Source organism: Streptomyces europaeiscabiei (assembly GCF_001550375.1).
Lineage (GTDB): Bacteria > Actinomycetota > Actinomycetes > Streptomycetales > Streptomycetaceae > Streptomyces > Streptomyces europaeiscabiei.
In genome coordinates this window covers 1-26,334 of record NZ_LRTR01000054.1, presented here as the reverse complement: position 1 = coordinate 26,334, position 26,334 = coordinate 1, and the positions used below count along the sequence as shown (strand labels likewise).

Here is a 26,334-nt window from a genome sequence, read left to right as displayed (position 1 = left end):
GACGCGGGCGCCGACGCGGGCGCCGATGCGTGCGCCGGGGCGTGCGCCGGCGCCGAGCGAGGAGACCCGATGAGCCACCGGAACACCCCCCTCTCCTTCGGCTACGGCACCAACGGCCTCACCGACCTCCGCCTCGACGACGCCCTCGCCCTCCTCGCCGACCTCGGCTACGACGGTGTCGGTCTGACGCTCGACCACATGCACCTGGACCCGCTCGCCCCGGACCTCGCCGCCCGCACCCGGCGCCTCGCCCGAAGGCTGGACGACCTCGGCCTCTCCGTCACCGTGGAGACGGGCGCCCGCTATGTCCTCGACCCACGCCGCAAGCACGGCCCGACGCTGCTCGACCCCGACCCGGACGAACGTGCCCGCCGGGCCGATCTGCTGATCCGCGCGGTGCGGGTCGCCGCCGACATCGGCGCCCACGCCGTGCACTGCTTCAGCGGAGTCACCCCACCCGGCACCGACGAGGACACCGCCTGGAAGCGCCTCCCCGACGCCCTGGCCCCCGTCCTCGACGCCGCCACCGCCGCCGGCATCCCCCTCGCGATCGAACCCGAACCCGGTCACCTCCTCGCCACGCTCGCCGGCTTCCACCGCCTCCGCGAGGCCCTCGACAGCCCCGCCGCCCTCGGCCTCACCCTCGACATCGGGCACTGCCAGTGCCTCGAACCACTCCCTCCGGCCGACTGCGTCCGCGCCGCCGCGCCCTGGCTCCGCCACGTCCAGATCGAGGACATGCGCCGCGGCGTCCACGAGCACATCCCCCTCGGCGAGGGAGAGATCGACTTCCCACCCGTCCTCGAAGCCCTGGCCGCCGTCGCCTACCGAGCCCTGACCGTCGTCGAACTGCCCCGCCACTCCCACGCCGGCCCCCACTACGCCGAACAGTCCCTCTCCTTCCTGCACCGATCCCTCCCGCACGCATCCCTCCCGCACCGACCCTTCCCGCACCGACCCTTCCCGCACCGAACGACCGGCCGTACGGCCCCTCCCGGGAGCACCTCGTGATCCACCACCGCACCCCGGCCGACGCGACGGCCCGCCCCGCCCACCCTGCCCGCGTCACCCCCGCCGACCTGCGCGGCCACCTGAACGACCAGCTCACGGGAGCCGCCCGCACCTGGCTGGGGCGGGCGCTGGACGAGGCCGCCGGCCATCCGGGCACCCATGGGCCCCTCTCCGTCTGGGAGCTGCGCCTCGCCGAGGCGGGTCGACGCTGCGGCAGCGAGCACGCCGACGCCGCCCGCGTCCTGATCCTGCACGCGGCCCAGGCGGACCCCGACGCGCTCACCCGGGTCTACCGCCAGGGCACCGCCGACGAACGCCGGGCGGTCCTGCACGCGCTGCCCCACCTCGTGCCCGGCCCCGACGCGCTGCACCTGGTCGAGGACGCCCTGCGGACCAACGACACCCGCCTCGTCGCCGCCGCCCTCGGCCCGTACGCCGCCCGCCATCTGGCCCCGCACCAGTGGCGGCACGCCGTGCTCAAGTGCCTGTTCACCGCGGTGAGCGTCGACGAGATCACCGACCTGGCCCGCCGTGCCCACGGCGACGCCGAACTGGCCCGCATGCTCGGCGCCTTCGCCGAGGAACGCACCGCCGCGGGACGTCCCGTACCCGAGGACCTGTACCGCGCCCTGGCCCTGACCGCGTCCCCACCGGCCGACGAGATCGGCATCGACGGCAAGGAGTCCTGATGCGCCTCTTCGACCCCCACATCCACATGACGTCACGCACCACCGACGACTACGAGGCGATGCACGAGGCGGGCGTCCGCGCGGTCGTCGAGCCGGCCTTCTGGCTGGGCCAGCCCCGTACCTCCCCCGATTCCTTCGTCGACTACTTCGACTCCCTGCTGGGCTGGGAGCCCTTTCGCGCCGCCCAGTACGGCATCGCCCACCACTGCGCCCTCGCCCTCAACCCCAAGGAGGCGAACGACCCGCGGTGCGCACCCGTCCTGGACCAGCTGCCCCGATACCTGCTCAAGGACCGGGTCGTGGCCGTAGGAGAGATCGGCTACGACTCCATGACGCCGGCCGAGGACCACGCGCTCGAACACCAGCTGCAACTGGCCGCCGACCACGGCCTGCCCGCCCTCGTCCACACCCCGCACCGGGACAAGCTCGCCGGTCTGCGCCGCACCCTCGACGCCGTACGGGCCTCCGCCCTGCCCGTCGAACGGGTGCTGCTCGACCACCTCAACGAGACCACGGTCGAGGAGGCCAGGGACAGCGGCGCCTGGCTCGGCTTCTCCGTCTACCCGGACACCAAGATGGACGAGGAACGCATGGTCGCCGTCCTCAAGGAGTTCGGCCCGGAGAAGGTGCTGGTCAACTCCGCCGCCGACTGGGGCCGAAGTGATCCCCTCAAGACCCGCAGGGTCGGCGACGCCCTGCTCGACGCCGGATTCGACGAGGACGACGTCGACCTGGTGCTGTGGCGCAACCCCGTCGCCTTCTACGGGCTGAGCGGCCGCCTCGCCCTCGACGTCACCGCGACGGACGCCACGCACGAGGGCAACAGCATCCTGCGCGGCGGGGAGTGACCCATGCGCTTCCGTCACCCCGACGGTTCCACCGTCCACCTCGCCTACTGCACCAACGTGCACCCGGCCGAGAGCCTCGACGGGGTCCTCGCCCAACTGCGCGACCACTGCGCGCCCGTACGCCGCCGCCTCGGCCGGGACCGCCTCGGCATCGGCCTGTGGCTGGCCAAGGACGCCGCCGCGGCCCTGGTGACCGACCCGTCCGCCCTGCGCGGCCTGCGCACCGAACTCGACCGGCACGGCCTCGAAGTCGTCACCCTCAACGGCTTCCCCTACCAGGGCTTCGGCGCCGAACAGGTCAAGTACCGCGTCTACCAGCCGGACTGGGCCGACCCCGAACGCCTCGACCACACCACCTCCCTCGCCCGCGTCCTCGCCCGTCTGCTCCCCGACGACGTCACCGAGGGCACCATCTCCACCCTGCCCCTGGCCTGGCGCACCGCCCACGACGACACCCGCGCCGCCCGGTCCCGCGCGGCCCTGCGCACCCTCGCCGAACGCCTGGACGCCGTGGCCGAGCTGACCGGCCGTTCCATCCGCGTCGGCCTGGAACCCGAACCCGGCTGCACGGTCGAGACGACCGCCGACGCCATCGGCCCCCTGACCGACATCGGCCACGACCGCATCGGCATCTGCGTGGACACCTGCCACCTCGCCACCTCCTTCGAAGACCCGCACACCGCCCTGGACGCGCTCACCCGAGCCCACGTCCCCGTCGTCAAATCCCAGCTCTCGGCCGCCCTGCACGCCGAACACCCGCACCTTCCCGAGGTCCGCGCAGCCCTCGCCGCCTTCGACGAGCCCCGCTTCCTGCACCAGACCCGCACCTCCACCGCCGCCGGCCTGCGCGGCACCGACGACCTCGGCGAGGCCCTGGAAGGGGACGCCCTGCCCGACGCCTCACCCTGGCGCGCCCACTTCCACGTCCCGCTCCACGCGGCCCCCACCGCACCCCTCACCTCCACACTCCCGGTGCTCAAGACCGCCCTCACCCACCTCGTCGGCGGCGCGCACCCCCTCACCCGTCATCTGGAGGTCGAGACCTACACCTGGCAGGCCCTGCCGCCCGAGCTGCGCCCCAGCACCCGCGCCCAGCTCGCCGACGGCATCGCCGCCGAACTCGCCCTCGCCCGCGACCTGTTGACGGACCTCGGCCTCAAGGAGCTGCCATGAACCCCAAGGAGCTGCCGTGACGCCGCCGCAACCCGAAGCCGGTCCCACCCCTCTCCTCGTCCTGGACGTCGTCGGCCTCACCCCCCGTCTCCTCGACCACATGCCCCACCTCAAGGCCCTCGGCCGGTCCGGCTCCCGTGCCCCGCTCGGCACCGTCCTGCCCGCCGTCACCTGCGCCGCCCAGTCCACCTTCCTGACCGGCACGCTCCCCGCCGAGCACGGCATCGTCGGCAACGGCTGGTACTTCCGCGAACTCGGCGACGTCCTGCTGTGGCGCCAGCACAACGGCCTCGTCGCCGGGGACAAACTGTGGGACGCCGCCCGCCGTGTCCACCCCGGCTACACGGTCGCCAACGTCTGCTGGTGGTACGCCATGGGCGCCGACACCGACATCACCGTCACCCCCCGTCCGATCTACTACTCCGACGGCCGCAAGGAACCCGACTGCTACACCAGGCCCCCGGCCCTGCACGACGAACTCACCGCGAAACTGGGCACGTTCCCCCTGTTCCACTTCTGGGGACCGGGCGCCGACCTGGTCTCCAGCCGCTGGATCATCGACGCGACCCGCCACATCATCCGCACCCGCCACCCGGACCTGACCCTCTGCTACCTCCCTCACCTCGACTACGATCTGCAGCGCTTCGGCCCCGACGACCCGCGCTCCCTGAAGGCGGCCGCCGACCTCGACAAGGCCGTGGCGCCCCTGCTCGACGACGCCCGCGCGGAAGGCCGCAGCGTCGTCGCGCTCTCCGAGTACGGCATTACCCGCGCCGACCGCCCGGTCGACATCAACCGTGCCCTGCGCCGCGCCGGTCTCCTCGACGTGCACACCCAGGACGGCATGGAGTACCTCGACCCGATGGCCTCACGGGCCTTCGCGGTCGCCGACCACCAGATCGCCCATGTCTATGTACGCCGCCCCGAGGACCTGGACGCCACCAGGGAAGCCCTCGCGGATCTGCCCGGCATCGAGCAACTCCTGGACGACGAGGGCAAGAAGGCCCATCACCTCGACCATCCGCGCTCCGGCGAGTTCGTCGCCGTCGCGGAGCCGGACGCCTGGTTCACGTACTACTACTGGCTCGACGACGACCGCGCGCCCGACTTCGCGCGACTGGTCGAGATCCACCGCAAACCCGGCTACGACCCGGTCGAGCTGTTCATGGACCCGCTCGACCCGTATGTGAAGCTCAAGGCGGCCACGGCACTGGCCCGCAAGAAACTCGGTCTGCGCTACCGCATGGCGGTCGTGCCGCTGGATCCCTCGCCTATTCGCGGCAGCCACGGCCGCCTTCCCACGAGCGACGACGACGGTCCGCTCATCATCTGCTCCACCCCCCGAGCCGTCGGCGACCGCGTGGCGGCCACCGATGTGAAAGCACTCCTGCTGCGCCTTGCCGGTCTCTCCCGACCGGTGACAAGTACCCACAAGTCCTGACTGGTCACAAGTGAAGCACTCACCACTGACAACGCCCTCCCACACAGAGGAGTTCCAGGCATGAGCCGCACCGACAAGACCGACCCCGAACTCGCCCACCGCCTCAGCAGACGAGGCATGCTCGGCGTGGCCGCGGGCGCCACCGTCGCCGCCCTGCTGGGCTCGGCCGCCCCGGCCCAGGCCGTCGCGGGCACCGAAGCCGCCGCCGCGGGCAAGGGCAGGGGCCGCCCCGTCCTCCCGCCCGGCCGCCTCGGCATCCAGCTCTACAGCCTGCGCGACAAGGTCTCCACCCTCGGCTTCGCCCCGGTCTTCGCCGAGCTGGAGAAGTACGGCTACGACGAGGTCGAGTTCGCCGGCTACACCCAGGGCTCGGCGGGCCCCATCACGCTCGCCCAGCTGAAGCGGCTGGCCCGCGACCACGGCCTCACCCCGATCGGCAGCCACGTCGGCTACTACGCCGACGACCCGAACGCGTACACCTTCGCCCAGAACCTCACCAAGGTCCTCGACGACGCCCAGGCCCTCGGCCTCAAGCACATCGGCACCGCCGCCGGCCCCTTCCGCTACGGGACGACCGTCGACGCGATGAAGCGGGCCGCCCACGAGTTCAACACCTACGGCGCGGCGGCCAAGGCACGCGGCATGAAGTTCTACCAGCACAACCACTCCGAGGAGTTCTCCTTCGCCACCGACGACCCCAAGGTCCGCCTCTACGACGTGCTGCTCCGCGAGACCGACCCCCGCCTCGTCTACCTGGAGATGGACATCTTCTGGGCGTACGTGGCCCAGTTCCGGTTCTCGAAGCGGCCCGACGGCACCTCCGCGCCCTTCGAGCCCCTGGACTACGTGCTCAGGCGCCCCGACCGCTACCCCCTCTTCCACGTCAAGGACGGCGAGAGCGACCCGTCGAACCCGTTCGGCTACCGCATGACGGACGTCGGTGACGGCGACATCGACTACCAGAAGTTCATCTCGGCCGTCACCCGGCTGAAGGGCCACCGCCTCGCCCACCACTGGCAGGCCGAGCACGACAACCCCGCCGAGTCCTTCACGTTCGCCCGCCGCTCCAGTGAGCACCTGCACTCACTGCGGGAGAAGTGCTGACGGAGGCCGGCGAACCGACGGCAGCAGGCGGCCGCCCCGTGGTGCGAGACCACGGGGCGGCCGCCTGCTGCCGTACGCGCAGGGCGTCAGGCCACGTCGTCACCGAGCGGACGGGGGTTGGGAGCGATGTGCCGGTTGCGGGGCCGCCCCGGCGGATGCAGGAAGATCGCCACGAACCCGGCGAACAGCGAGATGGAGCCGGCGAGCACGAACGCGCCCGCGTAGTCCCAGGCGCCCACGACCACGGCGCCCATGCCGGAGCCGAGCAGACCGGACACCAGCTTGGAGCTGTAGACGAGACCGTAGTTGGAGGCGTTGTTGTTCTCGCCGAAGTAGTCCGCGGTCATCGCCGCGAACATCGGGAAGATGGCGCCGCCGCCGAACCCGGAGATGCTGGAGAACACCAGGAAGAGCGGCAGGTTGCCGATGTTGCCGGACCAGAGGATGCCGTACTGGGACAGGCCCAGCACGATACAGACGAAGATCAGGCACTGCTTGCGGCCGTAGCGGTCGGAGAGCCAGCCGATGACACCGCGTCCGGTGCCGTTGACGATCGCCTTCAGGGACATGGCCGTGGCCACGATGCCGCCCGCGAAACCGGCCTCGTTGCCGAACGGCACCTGAAAGGCGATACCGAAGATGTTCACACCCGACGTGCACAGCAGGCAGAGCCACATCAGCGCGACGCGGCCCGTCCGCCAGGCCTCACTCGGCGTGTACTGCTTCACGGCCGGCGGGTTCTTCTCCAGCGCGCGCCGCGCGCGGGGGTCGTCCGGCTTCCGCAGCGGGTCGACCTCGGCCGGCCACCAGTTCTTCGGCGGGTCCTGGAAGAAGTGACCGGCCACGGCGACGACCGACGCGAGGAACACACCGACGCAGACGAGCACCCAGCGGAAGTTCGTCAGGTCCATGAACCCGGTGAAGATGAACACGAACGGCACCGAACCGTAGGCGAAACCGCCGTTGACGAAGCCGGTCTTGCCGCCCTTGCGCTCCGGGTACCACTTGCCGACCATGTTCACGCAGGTCGCGTAGACCATGCCGGCGCCCATACCACTGAACATGCCGAATCCGACGTACGCGACGACGACGTGCGGTGCGAACGCGAGGGACAGATAACCGAGCAGCGTGCCGACGGCGCCCAGCATCATCGCCCAGCGAGCGGGCAGTCTGCCGCTCTCGCGGAGCTTCCCGGCGGGGAAGGCCACCGCGGCCTGGAAGAACACCCACACGCCCAGCATCCAGAAGATGTGCTGGTTGCTCCAGCTGTGGGCCGTGTGCAGGGTCTCCTCGGCGGACGCGAACGCGTACTCCGCCGAGCTGATGCCCATCATGCCCACCCAGGGCAGGATGACCATCCACTTGCGTTTGCGCCCCATGATGTCCAGGTCGGACTCGCCGACCCGGTACATCCGGCCGTTGGCGTCCGTCACCTCCCTGTAGGGGACGGGTGTGGAGATGTCAGTTGTTGCCATGTCGATCGAACCCTCCGCGTGGAAGAAGTCTGGCCAGCGCCCCCTGTCCGTGCTTCTTTGCGCCGGGGCCCGCGGTGAGCGGTCGCCGCAGGCCCCGTGGTTCGAGCCGTCGCTCAGCTCATCGATCTCCCCCCAACATCCCGCCCGTCTCCCACCACCGCCCTACCAGAGGGGCCTTCGGCCCCCAGCCTTTCTGCCGCCCGCGCCCAGCGATACTTCGCGCCGAGTGCGGCCACCGGCTTCTCGGTCGTGTACGGGTACGCCACGACCCCACGCTCGAAGAGGTACTGGCAGGCCTCCTCCACCTCGACGTCACCCGCGAGCGACGCGACGACCGGCTTCTCGATGCCCCGTTCGCGGAACTCGGCCACCACGCGCGCGGTGAGCTCGGCGAACACCATGGGCGGGGTGACGATGGTGTGCCAGTAGCCGAGGACGAGGGAGTGGATGCGGGGGTCCTCAAGGCCCAGCCGGATCGTCGCCTCGTACGTCGACGGCGGCTCGCCCCCGGTGATGTCCACCGGGTTGCCTGCGGCCCCGAACGGCGGGATGAACTTCCGGAAGGACGCGTCCAGGTCCGGCGGGATCTCCATCAGGGTCAGCCCGTTGTCCGTCACCGCGTCCGACAGCAGCACACCGCTGCCGCCCGCCCCGGTGATGATCACGACGTTGTCGCCCTGGGGAGCCGGAAGCACCGGCAACGCACGCGCGTACTCCAGCATCTCGTTCAGCCCCGGCGCCCTGATGACACCGGCCTGCTTCAGGATGTCCTCGTACACGGCGTCGTCGCCCGCCAGCGCGCCCGTGTGCGAGCCCGCCGCCTTCGCCCCGGCCGCCGTACGGCCCGCCTTGAGGACCACCACCGGCTTCCTCGGGACGGTCGCCCGCGCGGCCTCCACGAAGGCCCGCCCGTCCTTGAGGTCCTCCAGGTGCATGGCTATGCACTCGGTGTGCGGGTCCTCGCCGAACCAGGTCAGCAGGTCGTCCTCGTCGAGGTCCGACTTGTTGCCGAGCCCGACGATCGCCGACACACCCGTCCTCGTGGTCCGCGCGAAGCCCAGGACGGCCATCCCGATGCCACCGGACTGCGAGGTCAGCGCCACCCCGCCCTTGACGTCGTACGGCGTGCAGAACGTGGCGCACAGGTCGTGCCACGTCGAGTAGTAGCCGTAGATGTTGGGCCCGAGCAGCCGGACCCCGTGCCTCTCGGCGATCTCCACGATCTCGTCCTGGAGTTCGTGCTCACCGGTCTCCGCGAAACCCGACGGGATCAGCACGGCGTTGGGGATGCCCTTGCGACCCACCTCCTCCAGCGCCGAGGCCACGAACCTGGCGGGGATCGCGAAGACCGCCACATCCACCTCACCGGGAACGTCCGTGACACTCTTGTACGCCTTGCGGCCCAGAATGTCATCGGCCTTGGGGTTCACCGGATGGATCTCCCCGGCGAAACCGCCGTCGACGAGATTGCGCATCACCGAGTTGCCGATCTTGCCCTGCTCGTTGGAGGCCCCGATCACGGCGACCGACGAGGGCTGCATCAGCCGGCGCATCGACGTGAGGATCTCCTCGCGCGTGTACGTACGCCGGGGCTTCGGCACCGACTCCGCGAGGATCACCCGGATGTCCGCAGCGAGGGCGCCCAGAGGTGTGGCGATCACCGGGTTCAGATCCACTTCGGCGATCTCCGGGAAGTCCCCGACGAGTTCGGAGACCCGGCGGATCTGCTCGGCGATCGCCCACCGGTCCACGGCAGGCGCCCCGCGCACCCCGCGCAGGATCTCCGCCGCGCGGATCGAGTCCAGCATGGAGAGCGCCTCGTCGGCGTCGACCGGCGCGAGCCGGAACGTCACGTCCTTGAGGACCTCGACCAGCACCCCGCCGAGCCCGAACGCGACGACCTTCCCGAACGTCGGGTCCGTCACCGCGCCGACGATGACCTCCTGCCCCTTCGGCAGCAACTCCTGTATCTGGACGCCCTCGATACGGGCATCGGGTGCGTACGCGCGCGCGTTGTCGACGATTGTGTGGAACGCGGCCCGTACATCACCGGCGCCCTCCACTCCGACGATCACACCGCCCGCGTCGGTCTTGTGGAGGATGTCCGGCGAGACGATCTTCATCACCACCGGCCCGCCGAAGCGCGCCGCGTACGACACCGCCTCGTCGACGTCCCGCGCCAACTCCTCACCGGGTACGGCGATCCCGTACGCGTCGGCGATCACCTTGCCCTCGGGAGCGGTCAGCGCGCTCCGGCCCTCGGCCCGTACGGCGCCGAGGAGCGTGCGCACCCTCTGCACCCGGTCTTCGGCCATCAATCAGATCACTCCGTTCGACTTGAGCAGGCGCAGTTCCTCGTCGCCGAGGCCCAGCTCGCCGACGTAGACCTCTTCGTTGTGCTCGCCGAGCAGGGGGGAACTGGTCACGTCCACGGGGGAGTCGGACAGCTTCAGCGGGCTGCCGACGGTCACGAAGTCGCCGCGCTCGGGATGCGGCACGGTGACGACCATCTCGTTGGAGACCAGGGACTCGTCCTCGATGATCTCCTTGGTGGAGAGGACCGGCCCGCACGGGATGTTGTGGGCGTTGAGCCGCTCCAGCACCTCCCACTTGGGAAGCGTGGACGACCACTCCTCGATGAGCTGGAACATCTTGTTGAGCTTGGGCAGCCGGGCCTCCGGCGTCGCCCACTCGGGGTCGTCCGCCAGCTCGGGCCGGCCGATCAGCTCGCTCATCGGCTGCCAGCCCACGGGCTGCACGATGACGTACACGTAGTCGTTCGGGCCGCCCGGCGCGCACTTGACCGCCCACCCGGGCTGGCCGCCGCCGGACGCGTTCCCGGACCTGGGAACCTCGTCGCCGAAGTCCTCGTTGGGATATTCACGGAGCGGGCCATGTGCCAGCCGCTGCTGATCCCTCAGCTTCACCCGGCAGAGGTTGAGGACGGCGTGCTGCATGGCCACATTGACCCGCTGGCCGCGCCCGGTGTTCTCCCGCTGGTACAGCGCCGCGAGAATCCCCGCCACGGCGTGGATGCCCGTGCCCGAGTCCCCGATCTGGGCCCCCGTCGCCAGCGGCGGCCCGTCCTCGAAGCCGGTGGTCGCCATCGACCCGCCCATGGCCTGCGCGACGACCTCGTACGCCTTGAAGTTGGTGTACGGACCGTCGCCGAACCCCTTGATGGAGGCATAGACGATACGCGGATTGATCTCCTGGACGCGGTCCCAGGTGAAGCCCATGCGGTCGACCGCGCCGGGCCCGAAGTTCTCGACCATGACGTCGGAGCGCCGGATCAGCTCGGTGAGGATCTCCTTGCCGCGCCCGGTCTTGGTGTTGAGGGTGATGCTCCGCTTGTTGCAGTTGAGCATCGTGAAGTAGAGGGAGTCGACGTCCGGGAGGTCGCGCAGCTGCTTGCGCGTGATGTCCCCGGTCGGCGCCTCCAGCTTCACCACGTCCGCGCCGAGCCAGGCGAGCAGCTGGGTGGCGGACGGGCCGGACTGGACATGCGTCATGTCGAGGACGCGGATGCCTTCGAGAGCCTTGGTCATGCCGAGGTCACCTCACTTGTACATCGTCTGGTTCATGGTTCCGGGGGCGTACGCGTCCGGGTCGACCCAGACGTTGATGAGCGACGGCTTGCCCGACTCGCGGGCCCGCTGGAGCGCGGGGCCGATGTCGGCGGGGTCGCGGACCTCCTCGCCGTAACCGCCCAGCATCTGGGCGAACTTGTCGTAGTGGACATCGCCGAGGGTGTTGCCGATGCGCTCGCGTTCCTCGCCGTACTTGGCCTTCTGGCCGTAACGGATCTGGTTCATGGAGGAGTTGTTGCCGATGATCCCGACGAAGGGGAGGTCGTAGCGGACGAGGGTCTCGAAGTCCCAGCCGGTGAGGGAGAAGGCGCCGTCGCCGAAGAGGGCCACCACCTCCTTGTCGGGCCGTGCCTTCTTGGCGGCGAGCACGAAGGGCACGCCGACGCCGAGGGTGCCGAGGGGGCCCGGGTCCATCCAGTGCCCGGGTGACTTGGGCTGCACGACCTGACCGGAGAAGGTGACGATGTCGCCGCCGTCGCCGATGTAGACGGAGTCCTCGGTGAGGAACTCGTTGATCTCGCTGACCAGCCGGTACGGGTGGATCGGCGAGGCGTCCGATTTCAGGCTGGGCAGCCGCTTCTCGATGGCGGTCTGCTCGGCGGCGCGCAGCTCGTCGAGCCACTCCTTGCGCCTCGACGCACCCCCGTTGATGCGCCCGGAAGCCGCCTCCGTCACCGACTTGAGCACGAGGCCCGCGTCGCCGACGATCCCGAGGTCGATGTCGCGGTTCTTGCCGACGGTCCGGTAGTCGAGGTCGATCTGCACGACGGTCGCGTCCGGCGACAGCCGTTTGCCGTAGCCCATGCGGAAGTCGAAGGGCGTGCCGACGACGACGATGACGTCGGCGTTGGAGAACGCGTACCGGCGGGAGAGCTGGAAGTGGTGCGGGTCGCCGGGCGGGAGCGTGCCGCGGCCGGCGCCGTTCATGTACGCCGGGATGTTCAGCGTGCGCACCAGCTCGATGGCGGATGCGGTGCCGCGGGTCGTCCACACCTGGCTGCCCAGCAGGATCGCGGGCTTCTCGGCGTGCACCAGCAGATCGGCGAGCTTCTCGATGGCCTCGGGGTCGCCGGCCGACCGGGTCGAGGCCCGGTAGGCGCCGGCCTTGGGCACGCGTGCCTTCTCCACGGGCACCTTGGCGTCAAGGACGTCGCGCGGGATCTCCAGGAAGGAGGGACCGGGCGCGCCGTGGTAGCACTCGCGGAACGCCATCGACACCATGTCGGCGGCACGGGCCGTGTCCGGCACGGTCGCCGCGAACTTGGTGATCGGCGTCATCATGTCGACGTGCGGCAGGTCCTGCAGAGACCCCATCTTGTGCTGGGTGTGCGCGCCCTGGCCGCCGATCAGCAGCATCGGGGACTCCGCGCGGAAGGCGTTGGCGACACCGGTCACGGCGTCGGTCGTACCGGGGCCGGCGGTGACGACCGCGCAGCCGGGTTTGCCGGTGATGCGGGCGTAGCCGTCGGCGGCGTGGGCGGCGACCTGCTCGTGGCGTACGTCGACGACCTCGATGCCCTCGTCGACGCAGCCGTCGTAGATGTCGATGATGTGGCCGCCGCACAGGGTGTAGATGACCTCCACACCCTCCGCTTTGAGTGCCTTGGCGACGAGGTGACCACCGGAGATGAGGTCCTGGCTGTTGCCGTCGGGCATGGCGAAGTCCTGTCCCTTCGTAGGGGTTTTCATGGGGCCTTCGTGGGCGTCTTCGTAGGTGCTGGAGCGGTATTGGAGCGGTATTGGAGCGCTCTCGCGGTTGATTGCATACAGTCGACGAATACTGTATGAAGCTTGTTATCCCGCATCCGGTGGGTGGTGTCCAGGGGGCGTGCGGCACTTTTGAGTCAGGAGCCGGAATGGACCTTTTCGAGCACCAGGCAAGGGAACTCTTCGAGGAACACGGCATATCGGTGCCTAGGGCCGAGGTCACGGACTCGCCCAAGGAGGCCCGGGAGATCGCCCGCAGGCTGGGCGGACGCGTCGTCGTCAAGGCGCAGGTGAAGACCGGTGGACGCGGCAAGGCGGGCGGGGTGAAGCTCGCCGCCGACCCCGCGGCCACCGAACTGACGGCACGGCAGATCCTCGGCATGGACATCAAGGGCCACACCGTCCGCAAGGTGATGGTCGCCGAACCCGTGCCGATCGAGAGCGAGTTCTACGTCTCGTACGTCCTCGACCGCGCGGCGGGCCGCTTCCTCGCGATCGCCTCGGCCGAGGGAGGCATGGACATCGAGGACGTGGCGGCGACCCGGCCCGAGGCCGTGGCCCGTGTCCCCGTCGATCCCGTCGAGGGCGTCACCTCGGCGAAGGCGGCCGAGATCGCGCGGGCCGCCGGCCTGCCCCCGCAGACCGGTGACGTCCTCGTACGGCTCTGGGAGGTGCTGACCCGCGAGGACGCGTTGCTCGTCGAGGTGAACCCCCTCGTCCGAACCGAACAGGGCCGGATCCTCGCCCTCGACGGCAAGGTCACCCTCGACGACAACGCGAGCTTCCGGCAGACGCGTTGGGGCGACGAGGGCTTCGCGCACGACGACCCGCTGGAGGCGGCCGCGGCCGCCAAGGGCCTCAACTACGTGAAGCTGGACGGCGAGGTCGGCGTCATCGGAAACGGCGCCGGACTCGTCATGTCGACCCTCGACGTGGTCGCGGGCTGTGGCGCCCGCCCCTCCAACTTCCTCGACATCGGCGGCGGCGCCTCGGCCCAGATCATGGCCGACGGGCTCTCCGTCATCCTCTCCGACCCCGAGGTGAAGTCGGTCCTCGTCAACGTCTTCGGAGGGATCACCGCCTGCGACGCGGTCGCCGACGGCATCGTGCAGGCGCTGGACAGCGTCCGGTTGACCAAGCCGCTGGTCGTCCGCCTCGACGGCAACAACGCCGTACGCGGCCGGGCCATCCTCGACGGCCGCGACCATCCCCTCGTCCACCAGGCCACCACCATGGACGGCGCCGCGCGCCGCGCCGCCGACCTCGCCCACGCGATCTGAGGAGCCCGGACATGGCCATCTACCTCAGCAAGGAGAGCAAGGTCCTCGTCCAGGGCATGACCGGCGGCGAGGGGATGAAGCACACCCGCCGCATGCTCGCGGCGGGCACGAACGTCGTCGGCGGCGTCAACCCGCGCAAGGCCGGCCGGACCGTCGACCTCGACGACCGTGTGGTCCCCGTCTTCGGTTCCGTCCACGAGGGCATCGAGGTCACCGGCGCCGACGTCACCGTCGTCTTCGTCCCGCCCGCCTTCGCCAAGGCGGCCGTCGTCGAGGCCGCCGACGCCGGCATCGGCCTCGCCGTCGTCATCACCGAGGGCATCCCGGTCCACGACTCGGTCGCCTTCACGGCGTACGCGCGCTCCAAGGGCACCCGCATCATCGGCCCCAACTGCCCCGGCCTGATCACCCCCGGCCAGTCCAACGCCGGCATCATCCCCGCCGACATCACCAAGCCGGGCCGCGTCGGCCTGGTCTCCAAGTCCGGCACCCTCACCTACCAACTCATGTACGAACTCCGCGACATCGGCTTCTCCACCTGCGTCGGTATCGGCGGCGACCCCGTCGTCGGCACCACCCACATCGACTGCCTGGCAGCCTTCCAGAACGACCCCGACACCGAACTGATCGTCCTCATCGGCGAGATCGGCGGCGACGCCGAGGAACGGGCCGCCGCGTACGTCCGCGACCACGTCACCAAGCCCGTGGTCGGCTACATCGCCGGGTTCACCGCCCCCGAGGGCAGGACGATGGGCCACGCGGGCGCGATCGTCTCCGGCTCGTCCGGCACCGCCCAGGCCAAGAAGGAGGCGCTGGAAGCGGTCGGGGTGCGGGTCGGTGGCACCCCCACCGAGACGGCCCGGCTGGTGCTGGCCGCCCTGGAGGAGGCCTGACCTCACTCCCCCGCTGTTGTGTCCCCCGCCCCCGACCGTGCACCGAGAGCGGAGAAACCCATGGCACCACCCACCCTCACCACTCCTGCCCCTCTGACCCTCAAATCCGGCACGGCCTGGACCGACGCCTGGCAGCGGTGTCTCGCCGTCGCCCCCGAGGCCTTCAGGGACGACCGGGTCCTCAACCACTGGGGCGCCGCCTGGCGAGCCGACGGCCGGCCACTCCCCGCCACCAGTCCCGTCGACGGCAGCCCCATCGCGGGCCCGCCCCGTCTGGACGGCGCCACCGTGCACCGGGCGGTACGCGCATCCCTCGACCAGCACCGCGCCTGGCGCCACGTCCCCCTCGACGAACGTCGCGCCCGGGTCGCAGCCACCCTCGACGCCCTCACCCAGCACCGCGAACTGCTCGCCCTGCTCCTCGTCTGGGAGATCGGCAAACCCTGGCGGCTCGCGCAGGCCGACGTGGACCGGGCCATCGACGGCGTGCGCTGGTACGTCGACGGCATCGAGCCCATGGTCGAAGGACGCGTCCCCCTCGACGGCCCCGTCTCCAACATCGCCAGCTGGAACTACCCCATGAGCGTGCTCGTCCACGCGATGCTGGTCCAGGCGCTGGCGGGGAACGCGGTCATCGCCAAGGCCCCGACCGACGGCGGCGTCGCCTGCCTCACCCTGGCCAGTGCGCTCGCCGCCCGCGAGGGCATCCCCGTCACCCTCGTCAGCGGCAGCGGAGGCGAGCTGTCGGAGGCACTGGTGCGCGCCCCCGAGATCGGCTGCGTCTCCTTCGTCGGTGGCCGCGACACCGGCGCCGCCGTGGCCACCGCCGTCGCCGACCTCGGCAAACGACATGTACTGGAACAGGAGGGACTGAACACCTGGGGCATCTGGAACCACACCGACTGGGACGCCCTCACCGCCGTCGTCCCCAAGCTCTTCGACTACGGCAAACAGCGCTGCACGGCCTACCCGCGCTTCGTCGTCCAGCGTGAACTGTTCGACGAGTTCCTGGCCGCCTACCTGCCGGCGGTCCGCACGCTCAGGGTCGGACACCCGCTGGCCGTGGAGCACCCCGACGACCCGTACCCGAAGCTGGACTTCGGGCCCGTCATCAACGCGGCCAAGGCCAAGGAACTGACCGACCAGGTCGCCGAGGCCGTCGACCGGGGCGCCGTCCCGCTGCACCGGGGCCGGCTCGCCGACGCGCGCTTCCTGCCCGGCCAGGACACCGGCGCGTACGTCCAGCCCGTCACCCTCCTCAACCCACCCTCGTCCTCCCCGCTCCACCACGCGGAACCCTTCGGCCCGGTCGACACGATCGTCCTGGTCGACACCGAGGCCGAACTGCTCGCCGCCATGAACGCCTCGAACGGCGCGCTCGTCGCCACCCTCTCCACCGACGACCACGCGACGTACGAGCGGCTGGCACCCCAGATCCGGGCGTTCAAGGTCGGCCACGGCACACCCCGCTCGCGCGGTGACCGCGAGGAGCTCTTCGGCGGCTTCGGCGCGTCCTGGCGGGGCGCCTTCGTCGGCGGTGAGCTGCTCGTCAGGGCCGTCACGCGCGGTCCGGCGGGGGAGCGGCTGCCGGGCAACTTCCCCGAGTACCACCTCATGCCGTCCGCGGCCTGACATGGCCGGATCGTGACCGTCCGATCACCTCCGGTGAGGTCGTGCGGGCCTGCTCGCCGAGGCCCGCACGACCCCGTCCGGGGCCTGAACAAGCAGGTGGATATGCAGGTGAAGGGCGCTCCGAAAGCTTGGTATTGTTGTCCATGTCGCCGCCGGGAACACCCCTGGCAAGGCGGCAGACACCTGGTCCGGGTGGCGGAATGGCAGACGCGCTAGCTTGAGGTGCTAGTGCCCTTTATCGGGCGTGGGGGTTCAAGTCCCCCCTCGGACACACATCACATACATTGCATCGAATATCGACATCGACCCCATCGACCGGTTTCCGGGCGGTGGGGTTTTTCGTCGTACGAGGCTGTCGTACGGGAACGCGGTGCTGAAAATGCGGTGCGCCCGCCCCTCCGCCCTCCCTAGACTCACCCCACCAAGTGACGAGAGAGGGGAGCCCGGCCGTGTGTGACCGTACCGCCGTCGTCGTTCCCCGTTCCCTGTACGAGGTGATCCTCGTGTCCTCGTCCGTCCGGTGCCCGCTGCGCGGCCGGTACCGGATGTCCGTGACGAACGTCTGACGTCGAACCCATGTGCCTGCGGGCGGAGTGACAGCTCCGGCCGCCCGCTCACCCTTGCCGTCCGCCGTCCCCGTGCGGGAATCGCGCTGCCCCGAAACAGCTCAGCTGAAAGGCCACGGGCCATGCGCAGCAACGTCACCAACCCTCAGACCGCCGTCCGCAACCTGGGCATCCTCGCCCACGTAGACGCCGGCAAGACCACCGTCACCGAGCGGTTCCTGTACGCCACCGGGACCACGCACAAGCGCGGCGAGGTCCACGACGGCACGACCGTCACCGACTTCGATCCGCAGGAGCGCGATCGCGGCATCACGATCTTCGCGGCGGCCGTGAGTTGTGCCTGGGACGGTCATCGGATCAACCTGATCGACACCCCGGGCCACGTCGACTTCGCCGACGAGGTGGAGCGCTCGCTCAGGGTGCTCGACGGTGCGATCGCGGTGTTCGACGCGGTCGCCGGGGTCGAGCCGCAGAGCGAGTCCGTGTGGCGGCAGGCCGACCGGCACGGCGTACCGCGCATCGCCTTCGTCAACAAGCTGGACCGCGCGGGCGCCGACCTCGACACGGCCGTCGAGTCGATCCGGCAGCGGCTCCATCCGGCGCCGCTGGTGGTGCAGTTGCCGATCGGTACGCAGGACGGGTTCGTCGGAGTGGTGGACCTGCTGCGTATGCGCGCCCTGGTCTGGGCGGACGGTGGCGACACGGCCGAGGAGGGGCCGGTGCCGGACGCCCTGCGGGACGAGGCGGAGCGACGCCGACGGCGCCTGGAGGAGGCGGTCGCGGAACTGCACCCCGTGGCGCTGGAGGAGTTCTGCGCCGAGTCCACGCTCTCCGCGCGGACGCTGGCCTCCGCGCTGCGCGACCTGACCCGCACGGGTGAGGGCGTGGTCGTGCTGTGCGGCTCGGCCTACCGCAACCGTGGCATCGAACCGCTGCTCGACGCGGTCGTGGCCTATCTGCCCTCGCCGCTGGACGTGCCGCCCGTACGCGGTACGCACGACGGTACGGAACAGGAGCGGGCCGTCGACGAACAGGCGCCGGTCACGGCCCTGGCGTTCAAGGTGAGCGCCACGGCCACGGGACGGCTGACCTACCTGAGGCTCTACTCGGGAACGATCCGGAAGGGGGACACCGTGCTGGACGCGGGGACGGGGCGCACCGAGCGGATCGGCCGGATCCTGCGGGTCCGGGCCGACCGGCACGCCGAACTGGACCGTGCGGTGGCCGGGGACATCGTCGCGGTGGTCGGGCTGAAGTCTGCCCGCGCGGGAACCACCCTGTGCGCGCCGACGGCGCCGCTGCTCCTCGAACCCCCGTCCGTCGCCGACCCGGTGGTGTCGGTGGCCGTCGAGGCACGCAAGAGCACCGACACCGACCGGCTCGCGACGGCCCTCGCACGCCTGGCCGAGGAGGACCCCTCACTGGTCGTACGGACCGACCCCGAGACCGGCCAGACCCTGCTGTCGGGCATGGGCGAACTGCATCTGGAGGTGGCGGTGGAGAAGATCCGGCAGAGCCAGGGGCTCGAAGTCGCCGTCGGCCGCCCCCGTGTCGCTTACCGCGAGACGGTCGTGCGCGGGGTGTCCGGTCTGGTCTTCCGGCACGTCAAACAGGACGGCGGGGCCGGGCAGTTCGCCCACGTCGTCCTCGACGTGGCACCGCTGGAGGCGGACGGCGACGGCGGTGGCGCCCCCACGGGCTTCGTCTTCCGCTCGACCGTCGTCGGCGGCCGGGTGCCGCAGGAGTACGTCCGCGCGGTCGAGACCGGCTGCCGTGACGCCCTCGCCGAGGGGCCGCTCGGCGGTCACCCGGTGACCGGGCTGAGCGTCACCCTGATCGACGGGGCGACCCACTCCAAGGACTCCTCGGAGATGGCGTTCCGCACGGCAGGGCGGTTCGCGCTCCGGGAGGCCATGCGGGTCGGTGTGATGGGCCTCCTCGAACCCGTCGTCGACGTCACGGTCACCGTGCCCGCGGATGCCGTGGGCGGGGTGCTCGGTGACCTCGCGGCGCGCCGGGGGCGGGTCTCGGACTCCGTGCCCCGGGCGGGCTCGGTGGTGATCACCGCGACCGTGCCGCTGGCGGAGTTGTTCGGGTACGCGACGCGGCTGCGCAGTCGCACGCAGGGGCGGGGGGTCTTTACGACCCGGCCGGCCGGCTACGCCTCGGCGCCGGGGGCGGTGTCGGTGCGATAGGGGGTGACGGGGTGGTGGGGTGGCGGGGAGTTTTCTCGCCCCCGCCGCCCCTTCCCGTCCCATACCTGGGGGCTGCCGCCCCCAGACCCCCGCTTTCGGCCTGAACGGCCTCGTCCTCAAACGCCGGACGGGCTGAAGAACAGCCCGCCCGGCGTTTGGCGGCTTCTCGGGAAGCGGGGCCGTCAGGCCCAGGGGCTCACCGCCCTGAAGGAGCTGTCGGCGCGGAAGGTGTCCGTCGCCTGGTACACGTCCAGGCGCAGCTCGTAGTTGTAGTGCCGGATGTAGCGGCCCGGGTAGTTGTACGACTCCAGGCGGACCGTGCCGGAAGCCGTGCCGGGTCGGGCGCAGTACGTGGCGTCCTTGTCGAAGACGGTCGTGCCGTCGTCCGTGGCGAAGCGGATCCGGTAGTCCCAGTGGCGCAGATAGCGGCCGGCGGAGTCGCGGAAGGAGTAGCAGTTGGCGTCCGCGAGGCCGGGCACGATCGTGAAGGTCGCGCTCTGCTTGACGGCGGTGGTGCTGGAGGAGGTCACCGGGTCGACGTAGCCGAGGCTGTCGGAGCGGACCACGGCGTAGCGGCCCGTGTAGTTGACGGACTGCAGGGACCGGGTGGTGTTGGTCGGCAGGGTGACACCGCCGGACACGGTCTCCTTGAGGACGGTCAGGTGGCGTACGAAGCCGGTGAGGCCGGGCAGCTCGGTCGGGGTCGACCAGGTGGCGAAGTTGTCGTAGCTGTCGCTGTACCAGTACTTCCCGGCGCCGTAGGCGTCGTAGTAGATCCGCCAGCCGCCGTTGTCGAGCTGGACGAGCGCCGGGCCCTCCATTCCGGAGCCGAAGCCCGCCCAGTTGCCCGTCTTCTGGATGGTGTACGGGCCGGTGAGGCTGGAGGCGGTGGCGTACTCGATGTACTTCGTCGTCTCGTTCTTGGTGAAGGCGTGGTAGGTGGAGCCGACCTTGACGACGAAGGTGTCGATGTAGTTCGGGCTGATGCCGGACAGCACGGTCGGTGCGGACCAGGCGGTGAGGGCGGAGTTGGTGGCCGTCAGCTTGTACGGCTTGAAGATCCACTCTCCGTCGGCCGCGATGGACGCGGACAGGATGATGTTGACGCTGCCGTTGGTGTCGACGAACCACTCGGGCGCCCAGGCGCGCTGCAGCCCGCTGATCGGGACCGTGTAGTCGTACAGGAAGGTCCAGTTGAGGCGGTCGGTGGAGCGGGCGAAGCCGATGGTGGTGGAGAGCGCCGACCAGGTGCGGGTGGTGTAGGTCAGGTAGTAGTAGCCGTCCGTGTGCTTGAAGATGCTGGGGTCACGGATCAGGCCGGAGGGCGGGGTGTACGCCGGGCCCTTCTGGAGGGTGAACCCGGTCGCGTCCGGCGAGTCGTAGACGTACATGTTCGACTCGCTGCTGTTGGTGAACGCGGTCATGGTGTACCGCGTCGCCTGTCCGGCCGCGGGGTGCGCGGCTCCGGCCGGGGCGGCGAGGGCGGTGGTGAGGCCCAACAGGGCGGCCACCGAGGTGAGGAGGGCGAGGACCGCCCTGAGGGTTCTGTTCAACGCTCGTCCCGTCTTTGCGTGAACTGCCCTGAGGCGTGGGATGTTGTTCGAAATGTCGGCTCTTGTGCGGAACTTCGATCAGAAGATAGGAGGGAGGCATGTTCGCGTCAATGGATGGAGCCAAGCTTTCTGCGAGACGGGATTCCGCTTTGAGCCGGCCGTGACTCCGCTGTGCCTCCCCCCGTGCTCCGGTGGACGACTCCGTGGGTTGCCTGCCGTCCCCAGCCGCCCCTGGTCACACCGTGTTTCCCGCTCGTACTCCCGGCGGGCAACAGGAAACCCGTCGACCCCGGGGCGCAGCAGGGCGAATCTGAGGTGGCAACACCGGGCCGGGCCCGGCGAGACCAGGCGGGAAGCCGGCGAGAACAGCTCCAGCGAGAACAGCCAGTGAGAACCAGCAAGGGGGAAACATGCGCAACATGATCCGTGGCGCCGCCGCGTTTCTGACCTCGGCGGCCGTGGTGGTGGCGCTCAGCGGCACGGCCGAGGCCAAGCCGGCGGACACGTGGGACGGCTGCCCGTACGGCGCGGTCTGCATCTACGGTCAGGGCGTCGAACCGCGCGACAACCCGCACCCGACCAACGTGTACTACAGCTACAACCCCCACAACCTGAGCAACCAGGTCGGGTACCACTGGGTCTACAACAACCAGTACGGCGGCGCCCTCGCGGACCTGTGCAAGCAGTACAACGGCGGGGACTGCATCGAGACCATCCCGGCGGGGCACGCCTTCTACCGCGACCTCACGCCCATCAACTCGATCGTCCTCCGTCCGTAGTGCCACGGAGAGCGTCCGCCTGACGACGTCCGGAACCGGCTGCCCGCGGTTCCGGACGTCGGTGTTTTCGCCACTCCGGGTGAAAGACTTGGCCGCCCCCACCGACCCGGCAGTAACCTGGGTTTCCGCCGTCTCACGGCCGCACTGCCTTGGGGGACACCTTGGGGGACCCGCAGCACGGACAGCAGACAGACCCTCACCACGGACGGGACCGGGACGCGCTGACCACGCTGTCCTTCCCGGCACAACTGCGACGGCTGCGGCAGGAACGCGGACTGTCGCTCACCGATCTCGCCCGGCGGACCCACTACAGCAAGGGCTACCTCAGCAAGATCGAGACCGGTGCGAAGCGCGCCACCGTCGATGTGGCCCGGCTGTGCGACCAAGTGCTGCGCGCTGACGGGGAGTTACTGCGGCTGGTGCAGCAGGCGCCGCCCCGTGACGGCGACCTGGGATCCGACGCCGACGCCGCCGAGCGGCAGTCCGCCGAGACCTGTCCCTACCGCGGCCTGTCGGCGTTCACCCCTGAGGACGGGGAGTGGTTCTTCGGCCGCGAGCACGCCACGGCCGCACTGGTGGAGCGGATCTTCGAACGGGTGGGCAGCGGACCGCTGATGCTCGTCGCCCCGTCGGGCGCGGGCAAGTCGTCGCTGCTCAACGCCGGTCTTGTCCCGGCGCTCAGGCGCGGCGACCTCCCCATGCCGGGCGCCGACCGCTGGCCGGTGGTCCAACTCACCCCCACCGCACACCCTCTGGACGAACTACTGGAACGCACCGCGAAAGCGCTGGGCAGCGACCTCGACGTCACTGTCGACGAGGTACGGGACAACCCGGGCGCCCTGCTCGGCGCCGTACGGGCCACATCGGGCGCCTCGCCACCGGCCCCCGGGGAGCGACGGCCCCCACCGGCCCGACCGGTCCTGATCGTCGACCAGTTCGAGGAACTGTTCACGCTCTGCACGGACGAGGACGAACGCCGCTCCTTCGCCCGCGTGCTCTGCGCCCTCGCCACCTCCCGGCCGGTGGAGGGTACGCACCCGCCCGCCGTCGTGGTGCTCGGCGTCCGCGCCGACTTCACCGGCAGCTGTCTGGGCCTGCCCGAACTGGCCCCCGTCTTCACCGACGGACTGTTCGTCCTGTCCCCGATGACCGTGGCAGAACTACGGGAGTCCATCACCCGCCCGGCGGAGCTCGCCGGACTCAGCCTCGAACCCGGCCTGGTTCCGCTGCTGTTGCGGGACGCGGGACTCCGCGACGACCCGGACACGGGCCCGCGGGGCTCCGCGATCGGCTCCGACGAGACACCCTCCGGCGCGCTCCCGCTGATCTCCCACGCACTGCTCGCCACCTGGCAGCGGCGCCGGGACTCCGCGCTGACCGTCGACGGGTACGAACGGGCGGGCGGCATCCAGAGGGCGGTCGCCCGCACCGCCGAGAACGTGTTCGCGCGGCTGTATCCCGTCGAGCAGAAGACGATCCGCCGCATCCTGTCCCGGCTGGTGCTCGTCATGGACGGAGCCGGGGCGACCCGCCGCCGGATGGGCCGGGACGCCCTGATGGCGCGGCTCGGCGACGCGGACGGGGCCGCCGCCGCGCTCGACGCCTTCGTCCGGGCCCGGCTCATCACGATGGACAGCGACACCGTCGAGATCACCCACGAGGCGCTGCTGCACGCCTGGCCCCGACTCCGCGGCTGGATCCATGACGACCGGGCGGGTCTCCTCCTCCATCAGCAACTTTCCCACGCGGCCGGCGAATGGGAGCGCGAGCGGCGCGATCCGTCCGCCCTCTACCGGGGCACCCGCCTGGACACCGTGCTGGCGTGGGCCGACGAGTCGGACGGCTGGAGCAGGCTCGGGCCCGACGAGGAGGCGTTCCTGAGGGCCGGTCAGGCCGAGGAGGACGGGCGCCGCAGACAGGCCAGACGGCAGGTACGGCTGCGGCAGTCCATGCTCGCCACGCTCGCCGTGCTGCTGGGCCTCGCCGTCACCGCCGGAGGGCTCGCCTACCAGCAGCGCGCGGGCGCCCTCGACCAGGAGCGCGTCGCCCGCTCCCAGGCCCTCGCCGCGCGCTCCGCGTCCCTCGCCGGGGGCCGGCCGGAGGCGTCGATGCTCCTCGCGGAGGAGGCCTACCGGACCGCGCCCACCGCCGAGGCCCGCGGCGCTCTGCTCAGTACCCAGTCACAGCCTTTCTCCGCCCGGCTCGACGGACACCGCGGCCCGGTCAACGCGGTCGCCTTCGCGCCCGACGGTCGCAGCCTCGCGACGGCCAGCTCCGACGGCACGGTCGTCCTGCGCGGCACGGCCGACGGCCACCGCGTCCTCGCCCGGTTCACCGTGCCGGGGCGCGTGCGCTCGGTCGCCTTCAGCGCCGACGGCCGTACGGTCGCGGTCACGTCCACCGACGGGCCCGTGACCCTGTGGAGCACCACCAGCCATCGGCGGACGGCGGTGCTCCCCGACGCCACGAAGGGCGCGCGGGCGGTCGCCTTCGACCCGCGCGGAGGGGCGCTCGCCGTCGCCGCCGCCGACGGGACCGTCCACCTGTGGGACACCGGACCCCGCCCCCGGCGCACCGCCACCCTCTCCGGACACAAGGGCGACGTCAACGCGCTGGCCTACGCCCCCGACGGGCGGATGCTCGCCTCCGCCGGCACCGACCGAGCCGTACGGCTCTGGGACACCGACCGAGCCCGGTTCGTCGATGCGCTCAAGGGGCACGCCGACGAGGTGCTGGGTGTCGCGTTCTCGCCGGACGGGAGCACGGTGGCCTCCGCCGGCGTCGATCGGACGGTACGACTGTGGGACGTCGACGGCAGGCGGCTGACCGACACGTTCACGGGAAGCAGTGACGACATCAACGACGTCGCCTTCACCCCGGACGGAGTGACGGTCGTCGGCGCGGTCGGCGACGGGACGACCCGGCTGTGGGACGTGCGCAGTGGCCGGCAGACCCTGGTCCTCGCCGGACACACCGACTACGTCCTGGGGGTGGCCGTCACCTCCGACGGCGCCCTGCTGGCCACGGCCGGTTTCGACCAGTCCGTCGTCCTGTGGGACCTGAGCGGGGCGGTCCTGACGTCGCGTCCGTTCACGGAGGTCTGGCAGACCGCCTACAGCCCCGACGGGAAACTGCTGGCCACCGCCGACGCCGACCACACCGTACGGCTGTGGGACGCGCGGACGCACACCCTCGTGGCAGCGCTGGAAGGGCACACCGAGACCGTGTTCTCGGTGGCCTTCTCGCCCGACGGGCGAACCCTGGCGTCGGCGGGTTCCGACGGCACGGTCCGGCTGTGGGACGTCGCGGAGCGCAAGCCGCTGAAGAAGCTGACCGGGCACATCGGACAGGTCTTCTCCGTCACCTTCTCGCCCGATGGCCGGACCCTCGCGTCGGCGGGCGCCGACCACACGGTGCGCCTGTGGGACGTGGCGAAGCGCCGGCAACTCGCCGTGCTCGGCGGCCACAAGGACTTCGTCAACGATGTCGCGTTCAGCCCCGACGGCCGCACCCTGGCAGGCGCCGGCGACGATCTGACCGTACGGCTGTGGGACGTCGCCGGACGCCGCGAACTCGCCGCGCTCACCGGCCACTCGGGCGCGGTGCGGGGCGTGGCCTTCAGCCCGGACGGCCGTACTCTCGCCAGCAGTGGCAACGACGGGACCGTACGCCTGTGGGACGTCCGGCACCGTCGCTTCGAGACCGCCCTGACCGGCCACTCGGGCGCGGTACGCGGTGTGGCCTTCAGCCCGGACGGCCGCACCCTCGCCAGCAGCGGCAACGACCGCACGGTACGCCTGTGGGACGTCGCAGGACGGCGGCCGTGGGCGACGCTCACCGGCCATACGAACGCGGTGTGGGGCGTCGACTTCGCCCCCGACGGGCGGACCGTGGCCAGCAGCAGCACCGACGGCACCGTACGGCTGTGGGACCTCGCCCCCGGCTCCCGGCTGGCGGACATCTGCCGGTTGCGCGCCGACATCAGCCCCGAGGAGCGCGCGACACTGCTGCCCGGGGTGCCCGTCCGGGCGGACTCGTCGGCCTGTGGGGGTCGCTGAACAGCACGCCGGGACGATTCCTTGCCGCTCGGCAACCGCCCTGCTCGGAGGGGGTTTCCCAGGTGTTTCCCGTTGCCCGGTGGGATGGGGCGACACCCGGATCTCGACGAGCGGGGTGGTGGTCGAGCAGGCTGCTGCCCGACCACCACCAGTTCATCGAGACCAACACCACCAGTTCATCGAGACCAACAGGAAACGGGGGTTCCGGCATGGTGAGCCGGACCAATGTCATCCGCACACTGATCGCTCTCATGGCCCTGCTCTTCTGGGCACCGTTGTCCACGGCCACGGCGGCCTCGGCCGCTCCCGCCGCCGACTGCGGCGTCCTCGCGCCGTTCTC

17 protein-coding genes and 1 tRNA gene are annotated in these 26,334 nt (G+C 70.8%); 13 read left to right on the top strand and 5 right to left on the bottom strand.

Going from position 1 to position 26,334, the window contains the following annotated elements:
- Positions 1–69: 69 nt before the first annotated feature.
- Genes AWZ10_RS02475 through AWZ10_RS02450 form a run of 6 tightly spaced genes read left to right on the top strand, consistent with a single transcriptional unit; the run spans position 70 to position 6,266 of the window.
- The gene (locus tag AWZ10_RS02475) at positions 70–1,011 is read left to right on the top strand and encodes a sugar phosphate isomerase/epimerase family protein (protein ID WP_060890334.1); all 942 of its coding nucleotides are present in this window, start codon (positions 70–72) and stop codon (positions 1,009–1,011) included.
- Complete coding sequence (locus AWZ10_RS02470) at positions 1,011–1,700, top strand: EboA domain-containing protein (RefSeq protein WP_234361020.1); 690 nt, start codon at positions 1,011–1,013, stop codon at positions 1,698–1,700. The genes AWZ10_RS02475 and AWZ10_RS02470 overlap by 1 nt, the downstream gene beginning before the upstream one ends.
- Complete coding sequence (locus tag AWZ10_RS02465) at positions 1,700–2,548, top strand: TatD family hydrolase (RefSeq protein WP_060890332.1); 849 nt, start codon at positions 1,700–1,702, stop codon at positions 2,546–2,548. The genes AWZ10_RS02470 and AWZ10_RS02465 overlap by 1 nt, the downstream gene beginning before the upstream one ends.
- Before the next feature lie 3 nt (positions 2,549–2,551).
- Complete coding sequence (eboE, locus tag AWZ10_RS02460; protein WP_060890331.1) at positions 2,552–3,721, top strand: metabolite traffic protein EboE; 1,170 nt, start codon at positions 2,552–2,554, stop codon at positions 3,719–3,721.
- 16 nt (positions 3,722–3,737) lie between these two features.
- Positions 3,738–5,162 carry an alkaline phosphatase family protein gene (locus AWZ10_RS02455; protein ID WP_060890330.1) on the top strand — a complete coding sequence of 475 codons (1,425 nt, stop codon included), beginning with the start codon at positions 3,738–3,740 and terminating at the stop codon, positions 5,160–5,162.
- 60 nt (positions 5,163–5,222) lie between these two features.
- Positions 5,223–6,266, top strand: a complete 1,044-nt coding sequence (locus tag AWZ10_RS02450; protein WP_046707206.1) for a sugar phosphate isomerase/epimerase family protein — start codon at positions 5,223–5,225, stop codon at positions 6,264–6,266.
- 86 nt (positions 6,267–6,352) lie between these two features.
- Here the strand turns inward: AWZ10_RS02450 and AWZ10_RS02445 are convergent, their stop codons facing one another.
- The 4 genes from AWZ10_RS02445 to AWZ10_RS02430 form a co-directional block, all read right to left on the bottom strand.
- Positions 6,353–7,741 carry an OFA family MFS transporter gene (locus AWZ10_RS02445; RefSeq protein WP_046707207.1) on the bottom strand — a complete coding sequence of 463 codons (1,389 nt, stop codon included), beginning with the start codon at positions 7,739–7,741 and terminating at the stop codon, positions 6,353–6,355.
- Between the two features lie 113 nt (positions 7,742–7,854).
- Entirely contained in the window at positions 7,855–10,056 is a 2,202-nt protein-coding gene (locus AWZ10_RS02440; RefSeq protein WP_060890335.1) for an acetate--CoA ligase family protein, read from the bottom strand.
- A gap of 3 nt (positions 10,057–10,059) precedes the next feature.
- Positions 10,060–11,289, bottom strand: a complete 1,230-nt coding sequence (gene frc / locus AWZ10_RS02435; protein WP_060890329.1) for a formyl-CoA transferase — start codon at positions 11,287–11,289, stop codon at positions 10,060–10,062.
- 12 nt (positions 11,290–11,301) lie between these two features.
- Positions 11,302–12,987 (bottom strand): thiamine pyrophosphate-binding protein, encoded by a 1,686-nt coding sequence (locus AWZ10_RS02430; protein ID WP_046707210.1) that lies wholly within the window; start codon positions 12,985–12,987, stop codon positions 11,302–11,304.
- Between the two features lie 200 nt (positions 12,988–13,187).
- Here AWZ10_RS02430 and sucC point away from each other — a divergent pair, with 200 nt between their 5' ends.
- From sucC to fusA, 5 genes are all read left to right on the top strand, one after another.
- Positions 13,188–14,318, top strand: coding sequence for an ADP-forming succinate--CoA ligase subunit beta (gene sucC, locus AWZ10_RS02425; RefSeq protein WP_060890328.1), 1,131 nt, complete (start codon positions 13,188–13,190; stop codon positions 14,316–14,318).
- 11 nt (positions 14,319–14,329) lie between these two features.
- Positions 14,330–15,211, top strand: coding sequence for a succinate--CoA ligase subunit alpha (sucD, locus tag AWZ10_RS02420; protein WP_060890327.1), 882 nt, complete (start codon positions 14,330–14,332; stop codon positions 15,209–15,211).
- 60 nt (positions 15,212–15,271) lie between these two features.
- Positions 15,272–16,843, top strand: coding sequence for an aldehyde dehydrogenase family protein (locus AWZ10_RS02415; RefSeq protein ID WP_060890326.1), 1,572 nt, complete (start codon positions 15,272–15,274; stop codon positions 16,841–16,843).
- 186 nt (positions 16,844–17,029) lie between these two features.
- Positions 17,030–17,114 (top strand) — tRNA-Leu (locus AWZ10_RS02410).
- A gap of 417 nt (positions 17,115–17,531) precedes the next feature.
- Positions 17,532–19,604 carry an elongation factor G gene (gene fusA, locus AWZ10_RS02405; protein ID WP_060890325.1) on the top strand — a complete coding sequence of 691 codons (2,073 nt, stop codon included), beginning with the start codon at positions 17,532–17,534 and terminating at the stop codon, positions 19,602–19,604.
- A gap of 182 nt (positions 19,605–19,786) precedes the next feature.
- Here the strand turns inward: fusA and AWZ10_RS02400 are convergent, their stop codons facing one another.
- Positions 19,787–21,157, bottom strand: a complete 1,371-nt coding sequence (locus tag AWZ10_RS02400; protein ID WP_046706067.1) for a glycoside hydrolase family 43 protein — start codon at positions 21,155–21,157, stop codon at positions 19,787–19,789.
- A 410-nt stretch (positions 21,158–21,567) separates the two neighbouring features.
- On the opposite strand from AWZ10_RS02400, the gene AWZ10_RS02395 reads away from it, so the two are divergent.
- Both AWZ10_RS02395 and AWZ10_RS02390 read left to right on the top strand, forming a co-directional pair.
- Positions 21,568–21,936 carry a hypothetical protein gene (locus tag AWZ10_RS02395; protein WP_046706066.1) on the top strand — a complete coding sequence of 123 codons (369 nt, stop codon included), beginning with the start codon at positions 21,568–21,570 and terminating at the stop codon, positions 21,934–21,936.
- Between the two features lie 161 nt (positions 21,937–22,097).
- On the top strand, positions 22,098–25,994 hold the full coding sequence (locus AWZ10_RS02390) for an nSTAND1 domain-containing NTPase (protein ID WP_060890324.1): 3,897 nt from the start codon (positions 22,098–22,100) through the stop codon (positions 25,992–25,994).
- Positions 25,995–26,334 lie beyond the last annotated feature (340 nt).

Bases quoted from the DNA above. Each gene is read 5' to 3' on its own strand.
- fusA (WP_060890325.1), top strand. From the start codon at position 17,532: ATGCGCAGCAACGTCACCAACCCTCAGACCGCCGTCCGCAACCTGGGC.
- frc (WP_060890329.1), bottom strand. From the start codon at position 11,289: ATGACCAAGGCTCTCGAAGGCATCCGCGTCCTCGACATGACGCATGTC.
- AWZ10_RS02445 (WP_046707207.1), bottom strand. From the start codon at position 7,741: ATGGCAACAACTGACATCTCCACACCCGTCCCCTACAGGGAGGTGACG.
- sucC (WP_060890328.1), top strand. From the start codon at position 13,188: ATGGACCTTTTCGAGCACCAGGCAAGGGAACTCTTCGAGGAACACGGC.
- sucD (WP_060890327.1), top strand. From the start codon at position 14,330: ATGGCCATCTACCTCAGCAAGGAGAGCAAGGTCCTCGTCCAGGGCATG.
- eboE (WP_060890331.1), top strand. From the start codon at position 2,552: ATGCGCTTCCGTCACCCCGACGGTTCCACCGTCCACCTCGCCTACTGC.
- AWZ10_RS02465 (WP_060890332.1), top strand. From the start codon at position 1,700: ATGCGCCTCTTCGACCCCCACATCCACATGACGTCACGCACCACCGAC.
- AWZ10_RS02415 (WP_060890326.1), top strand. From the start codon at position 15,272: ATGGCACCACCCACCCTCACCACTCCTGCCCCTCTGACCCTCAAATCC.
- AWZ10_RS02450 (WP_046707206.1), top strand. From the start codon at position 5,223: ATGAGCCGCACCGACAAGACCGACCCCGAACTCGCCCACCGCCTCAGC.
- AWZ10_RS02430 (WP_046707210.1), bottom strand. From the start codon at position 12,987: ATGCCCGACGGCAACAGCCAGGACCTCATCTCCGGTGGTCACCTCGTC.
- AWZ10_RS02395 (WP_046706066.1), top strand. From the start codon at position 21,568: ATGCGCAACATGATCCGTGGCGCCGCCGCGTTTCTGACCTCGGCGGCC.
- AWZ10_RS02440 (WP_060890335.1), bottom strand. From the start codon at position 10,056: ATGGCCGAAGACCGGGTGCAGAGGGTGCGCACGCTCCTCGGCGCCGTA.
- AWZ10_RS02475 (WP_060890334.1), top strand. From the start codon at position 70: ATGAGCCACCGGAACACCCCCCTCTCCTTCGGCTACGGCACCAACGGC.